17 protein-coding genes are annotated in these 17,417 nt (G+C 68.5%); 14 read left to right on the top strand and 3 right to left on the bottom strand.

The genetic code is table 11. The features are described 5' to 3' along the window. The first annotated feature begins 13 nt into the window (after positions 1–13). From Y710_RS01905 to Y710_RS01895, 3 genes are all read left to right on the top strand, one after another. A complete protein-coding gene (locus Y710_RS01905) occupies positions 14–1,249 on the top strand; it encodes an aminotransferase class V-fold PLP-dependent enzyme (RefSeq protein ID WP_062366138.1) in 1,236 nt (411 codons plus the stop codon). 152 nt (positions 1,250–1,401) lie between these two features. Further along, positions 1,402–1,878, top strand: a complete 477-nt coding sequence (locus Y710_RS01900) for a MarR family winged helix-turn-helix transcriptional regulator (protein ID WP_062366082.1) — start codon at positions 1,402–1,404, stop codon at positions 1,876–1,878. Next, entirely contained in the window at positions 1,878–3,572 is a 1,695-nt protein-coding gene (locus tag Y710_RS01895) for an MDR family MFS transporter (protein ID WP_006896161.1), read from the top strand. The genes Y710_RS01900 and Y710_RS01895 overlap by 1 nt, the downstream gene beginning before the upstream one ends. Positions 3,573–4,288: 716 nt before the next feature. Here the strand turns inward: Y710_RS01895 and Y710_RS01885 are convergent. After that, positions 4,289–4,768: an inorganic diphosphatase gene (locus tag Y710_RS01885; protein ID WP_006896164.1), complete on the bottom strand. Its 480-nt coding sequence runs from the start codon at positions 4,766–4,768 to the stop codon at positions 4,289–4,291. Positions 4,769–4,944: 176 nt separating this feature from the next. Between Y710_RS01885 and dacB the strand changes: the two genes are divergently transcribed. From dacB to tilS, 3 genes are read left to right on the top strand one after another with little or no spacing between them, the layout of a single operon-like run. Then, a complete protein-coding gene (dacB, locus tag Y710_RS01880; protein ID WP_231875655.1) occupies positions 4,945–6,258 on the top strand; it encodes a D-alanyl-D-alanine carboxypeptidase/D-alanyl-D-alanine endopeptidase in 1,314 nt (437 codons plus the stop codon). 19 nt (positions 6,259–6,277) lie between these two features. Further along, positions 6,278–7,372, top strand: coding sequence for a zinc-dependent metalloprotease (locus Y710_RS01875; RefSeq protein WP_062366076.1), 1,095 nt, complete (start codon positions 6,278–6,280; stop codon positions 7,370–7,372). A 5-nt stretch (positions 7,373–7,377) separates the two neighbouring features. Further along, the gene (gene tilS, locus Y710_RS01870; protein WP_062366074.1) at positions 7,378–8,331 is read left to right on the top strand and encodes a tRNA lysidine(34) synthetase TilS; all 954 of its coding nucleotides are present in this window, start codon (positions 7,378–7,380) and stop codon (positions 8,329–8,331) included. Between the two features lies 1 nt (position 8,332). Here tilS and Y710_RS01865 read toward each other — a convergent pair whose 3' ends face one another. Further along, positions 8,333–8,995: a DUF8020 domain-containing protein gene (locus Y710_RS01865; RefSeq protein ID WP_062366073.1), complete on the bottom strand. Its 663-nt coding sequence runs from the start codon at positions 8,993–8,995 to the stop codon at positions 8,333–8,335. 263 nt (positions 8,996–9,258) lie between these two features. Beyond that, positions 9,259–10,002: a DUF8020 domain-containing protein gene (locus Y710_RS01860; protein WP_062366070.1), complete on the bottom strand. Its 744-nt coding sequence runs from the start codon at positions 10,000–10,002 to the stop codon at positions 9,259–9,261. A 250-nt stretch (positions 10,003–10,252) separates the two neighbouring features. Here Y710_RS01860 and hpt point away from each other — a divergent pair, with 250 nt between their 5' ends. The 8 genes from hpt (at position 10,253) to Y710_RS01820 (ending at position 17,413) form a co-directional block, all read left to right on the top strand. After that, positions 10,253–10,816 carry a hypoxanthine phosphoribosyltransferase gene (gene hpt / locus Y710_RS01855; RefSeq protein ID WP_006896170.1) on the top strand — a complete coding sequence of 188 codons (564 nt, stop codon included), beginning with the start codon at positions 10,253–10,255 and terminating at the stop codon, positions 10,814–10,816. Positions 10,817–11,033: 217 nt separating this feature from the next. Beyond that, the gene (gene ftsH / locus Y710_RS01850; protein WP_062366068.1) at positions 11,034–13,361 is read left to right on the top strand and encodes an ATP-dependent zinc metalloprotease FtsH; all 2,328 of its coding nucleotides are present in this window, start codon (positions 11,034–11,036) and stop codon (positions 13,359–13,361) included. Positions 13,362–13,411: 50 nt separating this feature from the next. Further along, the gene (gene folE / locus Y710_RS01845; protein WP_231650312.1) at positions 13,412–14,062 is read left to right on the top strand and encodes a GTP cyclohydrolase I FolE; all 651 of its coding nucleotides are present in this window, start codon (positions 13,412–13,414) and stop codon (positions 14,060–14,062) included. 53 nt (positions 14,063–14,115) lie between these two features. Beyond that, complete coding sequence (gene folP, locus Y710_RS01840) at positions 14,116–14,961, top strand: dihydropteroate synthase (protein WP_045539927.1); 846 nt, start codon at positions 14,116–14,118, stop codon at positions 14,959–14,961. After that, entirely contained in the window at positions 14,954–15,352 is a 399-nt protein-coding gene (gene folB, locus Y710_RS01835; protein ID WP_006896174.1) for a dihydroneopterin aldolase, read from the top strand. The genes folP and folB overlap by 8 nt, the downstream gene beginning before the upstream one ends. Further along, positions 15,349–15,858, top strand: coding sequence for a 2-amino-4-hydroxy-6-hydroxymethyldihydropteridine diphosphokinase (gene folK, locus Y710_RS01830; RefSeq protein WP_062366066.1), 510 nt, complete (start codon positions 15,349–15,351; stop codon positions 15,856–15,858). The genes folB and folK overlap by 4 nt, the downstream gene beginning before the upstream one ends. Further along, a complete protein-coding gene (locus Y710_RS01825; protein ID WP_062366064.1) occupies positions 15,855–16,415 on the top strand; it encodes a DUF3180 domain-containing protein in 561 nt (186 codons plus the stop codon). Before folK ends, Y710_RS01825 begins: the two co-directional genes overlap by 4 nt. Before the next feature lie 62 nt (positions 16,416–16,477). After that, positions 16,478–17,413 carry a DUF6779 domain-containing protein gene (locus tag Y710_RS01820; protein WP_062366062.1) on the top strand — a complete coding sequence of 312 codons (936 nt, stop codon included), beginning with the start codon at positions 16,478–16,480 and terminating at the stop codon, positions 17,411–17,413. Positions 17,414–17,417: the final 4 nt, after the last annotated feature.

Genomic DNA, 17,417 nt, shown 5'->3' with positions numbered 1-17,417 from the left:
CTGGAGTCGTGTCATGACCGCAATCCTCGACCGGGCCGTGTGCCCGGCACCCATTCGTCCCCTCGCGCCGGTGGTCGGTGCCGACACCACGGTGCCGACCACCGCAGGGGGCGAGACCGTCTACGCGAACCTCGACTACGCGGCATCGGCCCCGGCTCTCGTGTCTGTCGCGGAACGGCTCTCCGGCGCGTTGACCGAGTATGCGAGCGTGCATCGGGGCGCGGGCCATCTCTCTCAGGTCACGACAGCGCGATACGAGCAGGCTCGGGAGACTGTCCGGCGGTTCGTCGGCGGTCGAAGCGACGACACGGTGGTGTTCACGCGCAACACCACCGACGCCGTCAATCTCGCCGCGCACGTCACCCCCGGCGACGTGGTGGTGCTCGACATCGAGCACCACGCCAACCTGCTGCCCTGGACCCGGACCGGCCGTGCTCGCGTGGTGCCGGCGGCCCGCACCGTCGAAGAGACGGTGGGGCGGCTCGAAGCAGAACTCGCTGCCGCGCCCGCCGCGTTGCTCGCGATCACCGGTGCGTCGAACGTGACCGGCGAGGTGCTGCCGATCGGACGGCTGGCCGCGGCGGCGCATCGGCACGGCGCGCGCATTCTGGTGGACGCCGCGCAACTGGTCCCGCACCGCGCCGTCTCGATCGCGTCCTGGGGCATCGACTACCTCGTCTTCTCCGGCCACAAGCTGTACGCGCCGTTCGGTGCGGGCGCGCTGGTGGGCCGCGGCGACTGGCTCGATGCGGCGGAACCGTACCTGGCCGGCGGCGGCGCCACCGCCGACGTCGACCTCGACGGCCGGGTCGCGTGGCACACCGGTGCCGCTCGTCACGAAGCCGGATCTCCCAACACGCTGGGGGTGGTGGCGCTCGCAGCGGCGGCGCAGGCCCTGCAGGACATCGGTTTCGAGGAGATCGCCTATCACGAGCACCGGTTGCAGCAGCGTCTCGACGAGGGGTTGGCGCTGCTGCCCGGCGTGCATCCGCTGCGGGTCTTCGACGATGCGGCCGACCGCGTCGGCATCGCCGGCTTCACCGTGGAGAACCATTCCCCGCGCAGTGTCGCCGAATATCTGTCGGTGACGCGGGGGATCGGCGTGCGCGACGGCAAGTTCTGCGCGCATCCGCTGCTGCGGAAGCTGGGTTACCCCGACGGTGCGGTCCGGGCCAGCTTCGGTCTCGGGACGTCGTCGGACTATGTCGATCGTCTGCTGGCAGCGCTGTCGGATCTGGTGCGGCGGTAGATTTCTCGTCGCTTTCACAGCGGGTGCGGTGGGGTTCGCCGGGCGCGGGACGTACGTCCATTTATGCCGAAATTTCTCAGTTGCGGCCGGGAGTCGGCACCTCTCATACTTGCAGAGCGCAATTAGTTGATTGCAGACTGCAACGAAGAGGGATGAGAGTGAAAGCGACGCCCGAACAGCTCGACGAGATGTTCGTCGCCCTCAGCCGATACACGCGGCTCAGGGATCGGGCGCTGCACACCGGAATCTGGAACGGACGCAATGGCTCACTCGAGACCGCCGCGTACCGAGCGCTCTTCGTCCTGCGGAACGGCCCGATGCGCTCGCGCGACCTCGCCGATCGGCTGGTGACAGACCCCTCGACCACCAGTCGGCACGTCGCGCAGTTGGTGAAGGAAGGATTCGTCCGGCGCGAGGCGCACCCCGAAGACGGGCGTGCGTCGCAGCTGGTCCTCACCGACGACGGCCGGGAGAAGGTCTGCGAGATCGCCGAGTCGAGACGACGACTCGTCGGCGAAACCGTGGAGGACTGGTCCGCGGAGGAGTTCGAGATATTCGTCCGCCTCCTCGGCCGGTTCGTCGACGCGGTCGAAACCCGAATCTTCCCCTGCACCACGAAAGCTGATTGATGAGTTCACCAACTGCCGCCGCCGACTTCCCCGGCCGGAACCTGACGCATCGTCAGGTCCTCACGATCATGAGCGGACTTATGATCGGCATGTTCCTCGCCGCGCTCGACCAGACGATCGTGTCGACGGCGATCCGCACCATCGCCGACGACCTGCACGGATACGACCTGCAGGCGTGGGTCACCACCGCTTACCTGGTGACCTCGACGATCGTGACGCCGCTCTACGGCAAGCTGTCGGACATCTACGGACGCAAGCAGTTCTTCCTGCTCGCGATCACGATCTTCATCATCGGGTCGCTCCTGTGCAGCATGTCGACGTCGATGTACGAGCTGGCCGGCTTCCGTGCGCTCCAGGGTCTCGGCGCGGGCGGTCTGTTCACACTGGCGATCACCACGATCGCCGATATCGTCGCACCGCTGGAACGCGCCAAGTACCAGGGTTACTTCCTGGCGGTCTTCGGCACGTCCAGCGTGCTCGGCCCGGTGCTCGGCGGTTTCCTCGCCGGCGCGAACTCGATCCTGGGCGTCTCCGGTTGGCGCTGGGTGTTCCTGGTGAACGTGCCGATCGGCCTCATCGCGCTGGTGGTGGTCTACAAGGTGCTGAACTACCCGCAGCAGAAGCTGACCGGACACCGCACCGACTACTGGGGCGCTACCGCTGTCGCGGTGGCCGTCGCGCCGCTGCTGATCGTCGCCGAACAGGGCCGTGACTGGGGCTGGACGTCGCTGAACAGCGTCATCTGTTACCTGATCGGCGCCGCGGGTATCGCCGCGTTCATTGTGATCGAGAACAAGATGGGCGACGAGGCGATCATCCCGCTCCGCGTCTTCAAGAACCGGGTCTTCGCACAGGGCATCCTCGTCTCCCTCATCGTCGGTGCGGTCATGTTCGGCGGTATCTCGATGCTGCCCCAGTACTTCCAGGTGCTCCGTGGCTCGAGCCCGATGGTCGCCGGTCTGCAGATGCTGCCGATGGTGGCCGGCATGATGATCGGTTCCATCATGGCCGGCCAGCTGATCTCGCGTACCGGGCGATACAAGGTGTTTCCGATCATCGGCTCCATCCTGATCACGACGATGTCGTTCCTGCTGCACTTCGTCGACACGCAGACCCAGCTGTACCTCGTGATGCTGGCGGCAGCCGGACTCGGTTTCGGCCTCGGCAACCTGATGCAGCCGCTCATGCTGGCGATGCAGAGCATCCTGCCGGTCCGCGACACCGGTATGGCGACCGGCACCGCGACCTTCTTCCGGCAGATCGGCGGCACGCTCGGCGTCGCGGTCTTCTTCTCGCTGCTGTTCTCGACGATGGGCCCCAACATCGCCGATCAGCTCAAAGACGCGTCGGGCACTCCTGAGTTCACCGCGGCCGTCCAGCAGGCGGCTACCAGCCATGATCCGCAGGTGGCGGCCTTCGGTCACTCGTTGATCACCGCGGCGGAGGACCCCGGTGCCGGCGGCGGCGCCGGGGCGACGATGAAGGACACCTCCGTCATCGAGAAGCTCCCGAAGGAGTTGTCGGAGCCGATCAAGCGCGGCTTCGCGGACTCGATGGACAAGGTGTTCCTGTCGGTCTCGATCCTGTCGATCCTGTCGATCATCGGCACGGTGACGTGGTCGGAGGTCTCGCTCCGCCGTCCGCCGTCGCCCGAGAGCAAGAGCGACGACCCGAAGCCGGTCGCGGCCGACTGACCGGAGCGAGTCGCTGCGTGTTGCTGGGTCTCGATGCGCGTGCTCGCTGCGCTCGCTCGCTTACTCGATGAGCCTGGGGCTGGGTGGCTGTTCGCGGGCTTGTTGAGCGAGTGTTCTCACCAGGCTTGTTGAGCGAGCGCAGCGAGTCGAAACGGTGCTTTGTCTCGATGCGCGTGCTCGCTGCGCTCGCTCGCTTACTCGATGAGCCTGGGGGCTGGGTGGCTTTTCTCAGGCTTGTTGAGCGAGTGTTCTCACCAGGTTTGTTGAGCGAGCGGAGCGAGTCGAAACTGTGTGAGGTCTCGATGCGCGTGCTCGCTGCGCTCGCTCGCTTACTCGATGAGCCTGGGGCTGGGTGGCTGTTCGCGGGCTTGTTGAGCGAGTGTTCTCACCAGGCTTGTTGAGCGAGCGCAGCGAGTCGAAACGGTGCTTTGTCTCGATGCGCGTGCTCGCTGCGCTCGCTCGCTTACTCGATGAGCCTGGGGGCTGGGTGGCTTTTCTCAGGCTTGTTGAGCGAGCGGAGCGAGTCGAAACGGTGTGGGGTCTCGATGCGCGTGCTCGCTGCGCTCGCTGGCTTACTCGATGAGCCCGGGGGGCTGGGTGGCTTTTCCCAGGCTTGTTGAGCGAGCGCAGCGAGTCGAAACGGGGGACGAGCCGCAGACGGAAGAGGAGCAGGGCGCGGGTGCGCTCTGCTCCTCTTCGGTCTGTGCGGGGAGGGATCAGCCCTGGTAGCGGTCGACAGCCGCCTGGGCCACCTTGGCCGCCTCGGCCTTGCCGACCCAGCCGCCGGGGGTCACTTCCTTGCCCGGCTCGAGATCCTTGTAGTGCTCGAAGAAGTGCGAGATGGCGTTGAGTTCGAACTCACTGACATCGTCGATGTCCTGGATGTGGTCCCAGCGCGGGTCGCCGGCCGGAACGGCGAGCAGCTTGTCGTCGCCGCCGGCCTCGTCGGTCATCGTGTACATGCCGACGATCCGCGCCTTCACGATGACACCCGGGAACACCGACTCCGTGAGCAGCACCATCGCGTCCAGCGGATCGCCGTCCTCGCCCAGGGTGTGGTCGATGTAGCCGTAGTCGGCCGGGTAGCCCATCGGCGTGTACAGGTAGCGGTCGAGGTAGACCTTGCCCGTCTCGTGATCGACCTCGTACTTGTTGCGGCCACCCTTGGGGATCTCGACGGTGACTTCGAACTCCATGCTGCCTCCTGGCGTTGCTGACGGACTGTCCGGAAATTGCTTCAACGGCTGTCAAGGATACTGTTAACACCGTCGAACGCAGACCGCAGACCGGAGGATACGTGGCCCAGCCGACAAGTCCCGCCGCCCGGCGGCCGCGCAGAGTGCTGCGCTGGATCCTGATCGTCGTGCTGGTGATGGTGCCGGTGGCGGGCGCGGGCGTCGGTTGGTGGCTCTACCAGAACCGGGCCGATCCGGTTCCTCCCGGAACCCCGGCTCGTCCGGCTGCGGCATCGCTGGACCCGGCCATCGTCCCGGTGTCGCCGAACGCGCCGGTCCCGACGGCCGCGGGAGTCGCGAAGCAACTGGCGAAGCCTTTGAAGGATCCGGCACTGGGCAAACTGACCGGGCAGGTGTCCGACCCGCTGACCGGCAAAGTGCTGTGGTCGCAGGGAGCCGACGAACCACGTGTGCCCGCCTCCAACGCCAAGATCCTCACCGCATCGGCCGTGCTGCTGGCCCTGCCGCACGATTCGCGCGTCACCACCGAAGTGGTCTTCGGCGCGAACGGTGAAGCGATCCTGGTGGGAGCGGGCGATCCGACTCTGACGTCGACGCCCGCGGGCGAGCCGTCGTTCTACTCCTCGCCCGGCCGGATCTCCGATCTGGCCGAGCAGATCAAGCGGAGCGGCAGGCACGTCACGTCCATCGCCGTCGACACCTCGCTGTTCACCGGCCCGACGATGCAGAAGACCTGGGACCGTCGGGACATCGAGGGCGGCGACATCACGCCGATCGAGTCGCTGATGGTCGACGGCGGCCGACTCAAGCCGAACGACGAGTACTCGCCGCGCACCGACCAGCCGGCGCTCGCCGCCGGCCGCGCACTCGCCGAGGCGCTCGGACTCAACAGCCCGGTCGCCGAGACCACGGCCCCGTCGGGTGCGCCGGTGATCGCCTCGGTGAAGTCGGCACCGTTGACGGTCCGGGTCGGCGACATGATGCGGTACAGCGACAACGTTCTCGCCGAGTCGCTCGGCATCGAGCTGGCGGAGGCGACCGGCGGTGAGCCGAGCATCTCGGGCGGAGCGCAGGCGGTCTTGAAGACCCTCCGCACCAACGGTTTCGATGTGGGGGATGCGACGCTGGTGGATTCCTCGGGCCTCTCGTACTCCGATCGCGTGCCCGCGTCGCTGCTCGACGAACTGATGTCGGCGGCCGCCGGGGACGGGCGGCCGAAGCTGCGCTCGCTGCTCGACTCGCTGCCCGTCGCTCACGGCACCGGAACCCTGGCCGACCGGTTCTTCCCGGCGTCGACCGACGGGGCGGGATGGGTTCGCGGCAAGACCGGAACACTGACCGGCGTCAGTTCGTTGACCGGAACAGTGCAGACGGTCGACGGCAGAGTCCTGGCGTTCGCGATGATCTCCGGCGGGACCTCACCGGCCGACGCGCGTCCGGCCGTGGACGCGGTGGTCGGGGCGCTCCGCGACTGCGGCTGCCGCGGCTGACCGACCGGAAGGAAGATCAATGAACGTTCCCGAGCACTCGGCTTCCGACGAGTCCTCCGCCACGCCGGTTGAGAACATCGACTGGGGCCTGGCCGCCACGGTGGGTAAGCGAGTCGCCCGGCCCGGCCCGCGGATCACGCGCTACACCTCCGACCAGGCGTACGCCGAACTGTCGGACGCGGCGGTGCGTGCGGAGGGCCCGGTACGGGAGGTCACGGGGCTGGCCGACGGACTCGCCGTCCCCGCCGCGCAGATCCTGGACCGATCGGGGTGGATCGACGCCGCCGCGCGCTCGATGCCGGCGATGCTCGGTCCGGACGATGCGGCCACGCGGCAACCGGAGGTCCGCCCGCACCGGCCCGGTTTCACCGGACGGATCGCGGGAGTGCAGGCCGGAGGTCTGCTGGCCTTCCTCTCGAGCGCGATTCTGGGTCAGTACGACCCATTCAGCCTCGATCCGCAGACCGGGGAACCGGGCGTGCTGATGCTGGTGGCTCCGAACATCATCGCGGTGGAACGTCAGCTCCGCGTGGACCCGTCCGACTTCCGGTTGTGGGTCTGCCTGCATGAGGTGACCCACCGGGTGCAGTTCTCGGCGAACCCGTGGCTCGCCGACTACATGAGGACCAACGTCGGAGCGCTCACCGGCGAGGGGGACGAGTCGGTGGCCGAGCTCGTCACCCGCATCACCGAGTCGGTCCGCAGCGGCAAGCCGCGCGAGAAGGGCGTGATCGGCCTCATGCAACTGCTGCAATCGCCCGAACAGTACGCGGCGTTCGAGCGGGTGCTGGTCCTCGGGACGCTGCTCGAAGGGCACGCCGATCACGTCATGGACGCTGTCGGCCCGGCGCAGGTGCCGACGGTGGCGACCATCCGCGCGGCCTTCGACCAGCGTCGCAAGGCGCCCCGGAATCCGCTGCAGCGGCTCATCCGCGCGCTGATCGGGATGGACGCGAAGATGGCGCAGTACGTGCGGGGCAAGGCTTTCGTGGACCATGTGGTCGACCGCGTCGGAATGGACCGGTTCAACACCGTCTGGTCGTCGCCCGAGACGATGCCGCTGATGTCGGAGATCGACGCGCCGGACGATTGGATCGAGCGGGTGCTCGGCTAGCGGCGATGACCAGGCGAGCGCAGCAGACGCTGATCGGCGCGGTCCGCGGCTTCGCCGATCGGCACCTGGACGACGACGCGGTGTGCGTCGCGCTGTCCGGCGGTGCGGACTCACTCGCTCTGACGGCCGCCGCGATCCGGGCCGGCCTCACCGTGCACGCGGTGGTGATCGACCACCGGCTGCAGACCGACTCGGCCGCCGTGGCCGCGCGAGCCGCCGAGACGGCCCGCGAACTGGGGGCCTCGGCCGAGGTCCGCGAGGTGACCGTGGAGGGTGCGGGTGGACTCGAGGCGGCCGCGCGCCGCGCACGGTACGCGGCGCTCGGCGAGGCCCGCGGCGCCCGGCCCGTACTGCTGGGCCACACGCTCGACGATCAGGCCGAGACCGTCCTGCTCGGGCTGGCCCGAGGTTCCGGGGCCCGGTCGATCGCCGGAATGCGGGAGTGGTCCGCGCCCTGGGGACGGCCGCTGCTCGGAGTGCGGCGTGCGGACACCCGCGAGGCCTGCGCCGGGTGGCGACTCCCGGTCTGGGACGATCCGCACAACGATGATCCCCGGTTCACCAGGGTGCGGATCCGCAAGGAGGTGCTGCCTCTGCTCGACGAGGTCATCGGAGGCGGTGCCGCCGAGTCACTCGCGCGCACCGCGTCGCAGCTGCAGGACGATGCCGACGCACTGGACCCACCGGCCACCGAACTGCTCGAAGAGTGTGCCTACGGCCGGGTGCTGGACGTGGAACCGCTGCGCTCGGCCCCGGCCGCGCTGCGGACCCGAGTGCTCCGCGGGTGGCTCCGATCGGTGGGGGCGAACGACCCCGTCTACCGGGTGGTCCGTGCCGTGGACGCGCTCATCACGGACTGGCGCGGACAGGGGCCGGTCGCGGTGGGCGGCGACGAGCGAGCCCGCCTCGTCGTAACGAGGCGGGCTCAAGAGCTCACGGTGAAGCGAGTACCGAGGTGAGTCAGATGTTGCACACCTTGGGCTTGAACGGGCTGTTGATGGTCTTGAAGTAGCGGGCGAACGTGCCGTTGATGGCGGCACCCGCGACTGCGCCGCCTGCACCGAGCAGTGCGCCGATCGGCGAGGCGATGAGCGCCAGAGGGCCGCCGCTGCCCAGGATTCCGATGATCGCACCGATGATCGCGCCCGCGATGCCGCCGATGGTGGCCGCGGTGGCGAGCTCGGAATTCATCTGGTCCAGCGCTTCCTTATCGCGCTGCTTGCGGGTCTGCGGTCCGCAGATGACCCGCTGAGCCGGCTTCTTACCCGCTTCCAGGACGCTCGCCGGTGTGGTCGTCGACCGCGCCGCGTCCTTCGACGGCACCAGCGTGGCGACGTCGCCCTTGACCGTCGCGTCGATCGGGTACGTGCGGGCGTCCTTGCCGACATAAGTCAGCGGAACCACGTCGAGCGCTTTGCCGGACGCGTTACGGAACACCAGGTTGCCGCCCTCCACGGCGACCGTTGCCCCGAAGACTTTGACGGTGACGTCGTCAGCGTTGCGCTGGACCTGTGCGCGTGGCTGCTGCGGTGCGGCATGCGCGGGCGACGCCAGGAACGGCAAGGCCGTGGCGAGCGCGAGTAAGGCGATGAAGACGCTGCGTAGTGATGTGCGAAGAGACATGACTCCCTCTCATGTGACTGGCTGTGAGCCCGGAACCCCCGATCGTGACCCCGGCACCGGAAGTGACGGTCTCGACGCCGGATCGCAATGAGCTGAGAGAAAACTAAGACTTCCCCGACAAATATGTGCCAGAACGGCACACACTGTGACTTATGTGACGGGGGATACGCCAAAAGGGTTCCTTCGGACGACGCGGAGCGGCCCGCCCGGATAGCCGGGCGGGCCGCGGTCGGCTCGGCGGTCGCCGAGTCAGTGCTGACGGATCAGTGTTTGGAGGGAGTGGCCGACGACGCGCGTGCCGTTGTGGAGGGCGACGTGGACGTCGGCGGCGTGAGGTCCTTGAAGGGCCGGTTGACGGTGTCGAAGTAGTGGAGCACGGCCGCCCCGGCGACGCCGCCCGAGATGATCACACCGAGACCGGCGCCGGCGGTCGCGCCGAGCGGCACTCCGGCGAAGAAGCACCCGAGCGGTCCCGCCGCGAGACCGAACAGGCAGCCGGCCGCACCTCCGAGGACTGCGCCCAAGGCGGCGCCGATCACGGTCGAGACGGTGGCGCCGGTGGTCACTTCGCGGCTCAGGCGCGACAAAGCGGCGTCGTCGCGTTCGTCCTTGCTCTTGTAGCCGTTGGCGTCGGCGACGCGGACCTTCTCCAGAAGCGCCGCGTCGGTCCGCGACGACCGCGCGAGGTCCCTGGACGGGGTCAGTCGCACGGTGCGTCCGGAGACATCGGCGTCGATGGGGTACGTGCGGTCATCGGGCGCGATGAACGTGAGGGGGAACCGTTCGAGCACCCGTCCGGAACGGTCTCGAAGCACAAGGGTGTGGTCCTCGCGGCTGACCGAGGCGTTGGCGACTGTGACGATGACGTGGTCGCGGCTCGACTGCACTCGGGCGTGCGGCCGAGGCTCGTTCGGCGCCGCGTCCGCGGGCGCGGCGAGGAAGGGGAGTACCGCGGCGACGGCAGCGATGACCGCGATGATCGCCCGCGGTGCGTTTCGGACAGACATGCTCGTACTTCTTTCCAGGTGGTTCGATGACGTCGCCGCCACGAGGCTCAGTCGCGACAACGTTCCACTACTAAGGGCGCGAACAGGGCGATCCGGACCAGGTATGCGCAGAATGCGTGAGAAACGCGTCACTTGTGTCACAGAATCGCCGCTGCGGACGCGCTCCGGACCTCCTCCCACCCTCACTTCCACAGTTCGCTCATCGAGAACCCGGACTCACCGGCGCCGCGGGCCGTGCGAAGCTATAGGGGTGGAGCGCGACGACAGCTATGGCGACGACATCGAAGAAGTCCTGATCACCCAGGAACAGATCCGTGCTCGAACGGTGGAGATGGCCCGTGCGGTGGGCGACCGGTATCGGAACGCTCCGGACGATCTGGTCTTGATCGGAGTCCTCAAGGGCGCCGTGATGTTCATGACCGACTTCGCCCGCGCCCTGCCGATCCCGTCGCAGCTCGAGTTCATGGCCGTCTCGAGTTACGGTTCGTCGACCTCCTCGTCCGGGGTGGTGCGCATCCTCAAGGACCTGGACCGCGACATCACCGACCGGGATGTGCTGATCGTCGAAGACATCATCGACTCGGGCCTCACGCTCTCGTGGCTCATCAAGAACCTCGCGACGCGTTCGCCGCGTTCGCTAGAGGTGGTGACGCTGCTCCGCAAGCCCGACGCGGTGCGGGCCACGCTCGACGTGGCCGACGTCGGCTTCGACATCCCCAACGAGTTCGTCGTCGGATACGGACTCGACTACGCCGAGCGCTACCGCGACCTGCCGTACGTCGGCAGGCTCCATCCGTCGGTCTACTCGTCCTGATCGGGTGGCCGCGGCACGGTCGGCGGAACAACCGGACCACCTGCGACGTTGAGTCTTCAGCCGGCAACCCGGGCCGGGGCTCGACGGAGCAGGCCGTACGGCGGCGACGATCCGGCCCTCTACAGGTAGCCTCGTATTTCGAGCCGACGGGAAGGACAAATGGGCACGGCGGCGTGGTGAACACCGAACACAACGACCCGCGCCCACGCGTACACGCATGAATCGCAAGACACTGTTCCGGAATCTGGCCATCGTGGCCGTCATTCTGTTCGCCATCTGGGGCTTCAGCATGATGCGGAATTCCGATCGCGAGTACACCGATGTCGACACGTCGGTCGCAATGGCCCAGCTGGACAAGAAGAACACCAAGTCGATCCAGATCGATGACCGGGAGCAGCGGCTCCGCATCGAACTGAAGGATCCGATCAAGGTCGGGGACTCCGAGGCCAGCAAGATCTCGACCCAGTACCCGGCCGGCGTCACCAGCCGGATCTTCAACGCCGTGGTCGACACCGGGTCCGAGTACCAGACGAACGTCACCAAGGACTCCGGGATCTGGCAGTCGATCCTGATCTTCGTCCTGCCGATGGTGATCCTCTTCGGGCTCTTCTTCTTCGTGATGAGCCGGATGCAGGGTGGACGCGGCGGGGTGATGGGCTTCGGGAAGTCGAAGGCCAAACAGCTCAGCAAGGACATGCCGAAGACCACCTTCGCCGATGTGGCGGGTGCGGACGAGGCCGTCGAGGAACTCGACGAGATCCGCGACTTCCTGCAGAACCCGGCTCGATACCAGGCACTCGGCGCCAAGATCCCGAAGGGTGTGCTGCTGTACGGTCCGCCCGGCACCGGTAAGACGCTGCTCGCGCGCGCCGTGGCCGGCGAGGCCGGCGTGCCCTTCTTCACGATCTCCGGCTCGGACTTCGTGGAGATGTTCGTCGGTGTCGGCGCCTCGCGTGTGCGTGACCTGTTCGAACAGGCCAAGCAGAACAGCCCGTGCATCATCTTCGTAGACGAGATCGACGCGGTGGGCCGACAGCGCGGCGCCGGGCTCGGCGGCGGGCACGACGAGCGCGAGCAGACGCTGAACCAGCTGCTCGTCGAGATGGACGGTTTCGGTGACCGTTCCGGCGTCATCGTCATGGCCGCGACCAACCGGCCCGACATCCTCGACCCGGCGCTGCTGCGTCCCGGCCGCTTCGACCGCCAGATCCCGGTCGGCAACCCCGACATCGCCGGGCGCAAGGCGATCCTCGCCGTGCACGCGAAGGGCAAGCCGATCGCGCCGGACGCCGACCTCGACGGGCTCGCCAAGCGCACCCCGGGCATGTCCGGTGCCGATCTCGCGAACGTCATCAACGAGTCGGCGCTGTTGACGGCGCGCGAGAACAAGACGGTCATCACCGGCGAGGCGCTGGAGGAGGCCGTCGACCGCGTGATCGGCGGCCCGCGCCGCAAGAGCCGGATCATCAGCGAGCACGAGAAGAAGGTCGTCGCCTACCACGAGAGCGGTCACACGCTCGCCGCGTGGGCGATGCCCGACCTCGATCCGATCTACAAGGTCACCATCCTGGCCCGCGGACGCACCGGCGGACACGCCCTGGCCGTTCCGGAGCAGGACAAGGACCTGATGACCCGATCGGAGATGATCGCCCGGCTGGTGATGGCCATGGGCGGTCGTGCCGCCGAGGAGCTCGTCTTCCACGAGCCCACCACTGGAGCCAGCTCCGACATCGACCAGGCCACCAAGATCGCGCGGGCGATGGTCACCGAGTACGGCATGAGCGCCAAGCTCGGCGCCGTCCGCTACGGCCAGGAGCAGGGCGATCCGTTCCTCGGCCGCGGCATGGGGTCGACACCGGACTACTCGGTGGGCGTCGCCGCGGAGATCGACGACGAGGTACGGAATCTGATCGAGGCCGCGCACACCGAGGCGTGGTCGATCCTGAACCAGTACCGCGACGTGCTGGACGTGCTGGCCGGCGCTCTGCTGGAGAAGGAGACCCTGGTCCGCAAGGATCTCGAGGCGATCCTCGGGGAGGTGGGCAAGCGCCCGCGCATCACCAAATTCGACATCTTCGGTGAGCGGATCCCGAGCACCAAGCCGCCGATCAAGACTCCCGGCGAGTTGGCGGCCGAGCGCGGCGAGCCGTGGCCGCCGGTGGAGGAGCCGGTACCGGTTCCCGCCCGCCAGGCCGATCCGGCGGCGCCCGCTTTCGGTCAGCCGGTGCAGTACGGTGCTCCGCCTCACGCGCAGGCACCGCAGTACGGCACGCCCTACGGTCAGCAGCCGTCCGGGCCGCCGGAACCGAACGCGCCGCACCAGAACGGGACACCCCAGAACGGCGGAACCCAGAACGGCGGACCCCACTACGGGGCGCCGCAGTACGGGGCACCGCACGACGGACCGCGCCAGTACGGGACGCCCGGCGCCGATCAGCAGCCCGGGCAGGGGCACGGCCACGGTACTCGGCCGGATTACGGCGCTCCCCGCGACTGGTCGGCACCCGGTTGGCCGCCGGCAGATGATTCGCGCGACGGTCAGTGAAGGAGACGCGAGTTGAACGCCGGAGTCCAGTGAACGGAGAGCAGGGGGAGATGACCACCAGCAGCATCGATCACGACGGTGATCTGAACGAGCACGCCGTCGACGCGCTGGGCGTACCGGCGGCGGCCGGCGAGCGGGTCTTCGATCAGGCCCGCGCCGAGGCCGCGGTTCGGGAACTGCTGCTCGCCGTCGGCGAGGACCCGGACCGCGAGGGGCTCAAGCGGACGCCGACGCGTGTGGCGAACGCCTACCGCGAGATGTTCGCGGGCCTCTACACCGATCCCGACGAGGTGCTCGCGACGGTCTTCGACGAAGACCACGAGGAGCTGGTTCTGGTCAAGGACATCCCGATGTACTCGACGTGCGAGCATCACCTGGTCTCCTTCCACGGTGTGGCGCACGTCGGCTACATCCCGGGCGAGACCGGTCAGGTGACGGGGTTGTCGAAGCTGGCACGCGTCGTCGACCTGTACGCCAAGCGCCCTCAGGTGCAGGAACGGCTCACCAGTCAGATCGCCGACGCCCTGGTCCGCAAGCTGAACCCGCGCGGCGTCATCGTGGTGATCGAAGCGGAACATCTGTGCATGGCGATGCGCGGCATCCGCAAGCCGGGCGCCCGGACCACCACGTCGGCCGTGCGCGGCCTGTTCAAGACCAGTGCGGTCTCCCGCGGCGAAGCACTCGACCTCATAACGCGGTGAGCCCGCAGCGTCCGGTGAGTTCGGAGACCGACGAGCTCGATCGCACCCTCGTCATGGGGGTGCTGAACGTGACCGCCGATTCGTTCTCCGACGGCGGCCGCTATCTGCAGCGAGACCGGGCCGTGGCGCACGGTGTGGCTCTGCTCGAGGCGGGCGCGGACATCATCGACGTCGGTGGCGAATCGACCAGGCCGGGAGCGGTTCGCGTCGATCCGGCCACCGAGTCGGCCCGCGTCGTACCCGTGATCCGCGAGCTGGTCGCGGCCGGTGCGCGGGTGTCGGTCGACACGATGCGCGCGGCAGTCGCCGCCGATGCGCTCGAAGCCGGTGCGGCGATCATCAATGACGTCTCCGGCGGTCGCGCCGACCCGGACATGGGCGCGGTGCTGGCCGAGGCGGGCGTGCCCTGGATTCTCATGCACTGGCGCCCGGCCGACGACGCACCCGGCGACGATCGCCACTTCACGCATCGGGTGGACGAGGCCGGCGGATACCGCGATGTGGTCGCGGAGGTCTCCGGCGAATTGTTGGGCCAGGTGGACGCGGCGGTCGCGGCGGGCGTCGATCCCGATCAGATCGTCCTCGACCCCGGACTCGGTTTCGCCAAGACCGCCGATCACAACTGGGCGCTGCTGCACGCGCTGCCGACGCTGGTGGGACTCGGCTTCCCCGTCCTGATCGGCGCCTCCCGCAAACGTTTCCTCGGTTCCCTTCTCCGGCGCGACGGCGTCGACCGTCCGCCGAGCGGCCGCGAGGTGGCCACCGCGGCGATCTCGGCGCTGTCCGCCGCGGGCGGGGCGTGGGGAGTCCGGGTGCACGACGTCGCCTCCAGCCGCGACGCCATCGAAGTGGCCCTCGCCTGGCGGGGCGGCGGCCGGAGAGGCAGGGACCATGGCTGATCGCATCGAATTGCGCGGACTGCGTGTGCGCGGCAACCACGGGGTCTTCGACCATGAGCGCCGCGACGGTCAGGAGTTCGTCATCGACGTGACGCTCTGGCTCGATCTGCAGGCGGCCGCGGCCAGCGACGACCTCGCCGACACCGTCGACTACGGTGCGCTGGCGCAGTTGGCGCACGACATCGTCGCCGGCCCGCCTCGGGATCTCATCGAGACCGTCGGCGCGGAGATCGCCGACGCCGTCATGAAGGATGGGCGCATATCGGCGTGCGAGGTGACGGTGCACAAGCCGTGCGCGCCGATTCCCCTGGCCTTCGACGATGTCGCCGTCGTGACGCGCCGGTCGGTGAAGACTCGATCGGTGGCCGCCGCGAGACAGGGGACGTCGTGACCTCGCGCGCGGTTCTGTCGGCCGGATCCAACATCGGTGATCGCCACGCGCACCTGCGGAGTGTGATCGAGGTGCTCGGTGCCGATCTGCGCGGCGTGTCGGGGGTGTACCTGACTCCGCCGTGGGGCGGCGTGGAGCAGGACGATTTCGCGAACATCACCGTGGTGGCGGAGGGCGCCCGCACCCCGCGGGAGTGGCTGGAGCTGTGCCGACGGCTCGAAGAGTCCGCGCAGCGGGTGCGCGAGGTGCGCTGGGGGCCGCGCACGCTCGACGTGGACGTCGTCTCGGTGGACGTGGACGGAGAAACGGTCGTCTCCGACGACCCGGAGTTGACGCTGCCGCATCCGCGGGCGGCCGACCGCGCGTTCGTGCTCGTGCCGTGGCTGGAGGTGGAGCCGCAGGCGCGGCTGTGGACCTCCGACGGTGTGCGGGCGGTGGCCGATCTGGTCTCCGCGCTCGATCCTGCCGAGGTCGCGGGGGTTCGGCGAGCGGGAGATCTCGGATGACGCTGCCGACCCCCCTCGGACCCGATCCGTCCCACAGCGACGACGACGGCGAGCGTCACAAGCTCGGCTTCACTCGGATCCGCGATCTGGTGCTGGTCGCCGTGGTCGCCGGAGTGGCCCTCTGGATCCTCATCCACTACAACTACGGAGCCTTCCCGAGCCTGCCGTGGCCGTCGGGCATCTCGTTGTACGTGCTGGCGGCGCTCGAAGGTGTGATCGGTTTCGTCGTCCGCAAACGGGTGGCGGAGAAGGAGGTCGGCCCGGCCAAGGGGCAGTTGCATCCGATCAACGCCGCGCGTCTCGTAGCGCTGGCGAAGGCGTCGGCGATCCTCGGCGCCGTCGCCACCGGCGGTTGGACCGGAATCCTGGTATTCCTCCTGCAGAACGGGATCCTGGAAGCGGCGCGCGCCGATCGGGTCGGAGCCATCGTCGGGCTGGTCGGGGGCGTGGTTCTGGTAGCCGCGGCACTGTGGCTGGAACACTGCTGCCGAGCGCCGGACGACCCGTCCGCCGACAATGCCGAGACCACACCCGACAGTCCGCCCGCACCGGCCTGATTCTCCGACACGGGCCACCCGGTGACGGCTGTCGGCGTGTCAAGGGCGGTAAGTTTGCCTTCATGACCACTAAGGAACGATCCGAAGAGGCCGCCAAGAGACGACCGTCGTCGGCCGGACAATGGCTCATCGGTTTGTTCGTCGTGCTGGCGCTGGTCGCCAGCCTGCTGATGGTGATCGGCGACAATTTCTCCGTTCCCGCCACGTTGGCCGTGATCGCGGCGCTGTGGGCCGCGGTGATCGGCGCCGTGCTGGTGACGAAGTACCGGCGGCAGGCCGACGTCGCCGAGTCGCGCAGCCGGGACCTGCGCCTGGTCTACGAGCTTCAGTTGGAGCGCGAGATCGCGGCGCGCCGCCAGTACGAGTCGGATGTGGAGACCGCGATCCGCCAGGAGATCGCGGCCGAGTCGAACGTCGAACTGGAAGAACTCAAGGCGCAGGTGCTCGCACTGCGCGCGAGCCTCGAACAACTGCTCGGCACCCCGCTGCCCGACATGCGTGCGGCGATCGGCCTGGAGCGCCCGCGTGAACTGGGATCGGGACTCGCCGGAGCGGGCTACGCGGCGGCTTCGGCCGACGATCGCGTGGCCGCTGAGCGCGACTTCGCGACCACCGCGCCGCCGTCGGACCCGGGCAGGCATGTGCCGGAGGAGCCGCAGGACGTCGAAGAGGTCGATCCCGGCGAGCTCACCGAGATCATCCCGGTGGTCACCGACGATCCGGGCGACGCGGCCTCACCCGAGCCGCAGACCGAGACCGGACCCATCGAGCGGGTCGCCTACGGCGCCCAGGCCTACGAGCCGCCGGCAGTCCCGCCGACGGCGCCGCAGCAGCCCGCCGCACCCGAGCCGGAACCGCAGCCGCAGGGCCGCCGTGCGGCACCGTCGAGCGACGACGGTGCGCACTCGGCGGGACGTCCGGCCAGTGAACTGCTGAGCCAGCTCCGCGCGAGTTCGGCGGAGAACCGCGGTCGCGGGGGCCGACGCCGCCGCGACTGAACTT

It is taken from the genome of Gordonia sp. QH-12 (genome assembly GCF_001578675.1).
Classification (GTDB): domain Bacteria; phylum Actinomycetota; class Actinomycetes; order Mycobacteriales; family Mycobacteriaceae; genus Gordonia; species Gordonia sihwensis.
The sequence above is the reverse complement of the archived record's forward strand: the minus strand, read 5'-3'. Positions and strand labels throughout refer to the sequence as shown.

Bases quoted from the DNA above. Each gene is read 5' to 3' on its own strand.
- Y710_RS01905 (WP_062366138.1), top strand. From the start codon at position 14: ATGACCGCAATCCTCGACCGGGCCGTGTGCCCGGCACCCATTCGTCCC.
- Y710_RS01900 (WP_062366082.1), top strand. From the start codon at position 1,402: ATGAGAGTGAAAGCGACGCCCGAACAGCTCGACGAGATGTTCGTCGCC.
- Y710_RS01895 (WP_006896161.1), top strand. From the start codon at position 1,878: ATGAGTTCACCAACTGCCGCCGCCGACTTCCCCGGCCGGAACCTGACG.
- Y710_RS01885 (WP_006896164.1), bottom strand. From the start codon at position 4,768: ATGGAGTTCGAAGTCACCGTCGAGATCCCCAAGGGTGGCCGCAACAAG.
- dacB (WP_231875655.1), top strand. From the start codon at position 4,945: ATGGTGCCGGTGGCGGGCGCGGGCGTCGGTTGGTGGCTCTACCAGAAC.
- Y710_RS01875 (WP_062366076.1), top strand. From the start codon at position 6,278: ATGAACGTTCCCGAGCACTCGGCTTCCGACGAGTCCTCCGCCACGCCG.
- tilS (WP_062366074.1), top strand. From the start codon at position 7,378: ATGACCAGGCGAGCGCAGCAGACGCTGATCGGCGCGGTCCGCGGCTTC.
- Y710_RS01865 (WP_062366073.1), bottom strand. From the start codon at position 8,995: ATGTCTCTTCGCACATCACTACGCAGCGTCTTCATCGCCTTACTCGCG.
- Y710_RS01860 (WP_062366070.1), bottom strand. From the start codon at position 10,002: ATGTCTGTCCGAAACGCACCGCGGGCGATCATCGCGGTCATCGCTGCC.
- ftsH (WP_062366068.1), top strand. From the start codon at position 11,034: ATGAATCGCAAGACACTGTTCCGGAATCTGGCCATCGTGGCCGTCATT.
- folE (WP_231650312.1), top strand. From the start codon at position 13,412: ATGACCACCAGCAGCATCGATCACGACGGTGATCTGAACGAGCACGCC.
- folP (WP_045539927.1), top strand. From the start codon at position 14,116: ATGGGGGTGCTGAACGTGACCGCCGATTCGTTCTCCGACGGCGGCCGC.
- folB (WP_006896174.1), top strand. From the start codon at position 14,954: ATGGCTGATCGCATCGAATTGCGCGGACTGCGTGTGCGCGGCAACCAC.
- Y710_RS01825 (WP_062366064.1), top strand. From the start codon at position 15,855: ATGACGCTGCCGACCCCCCTCGGACCCGATCCGTCCCACAGCGACGAC.
- Y710_RS01820 (WP_062366062.1), top strand. From the start codon at position 16,478: ATGACCACTAAGGAACGATCCGAAGAGGCCGCCAAGAGACGACCGTCG.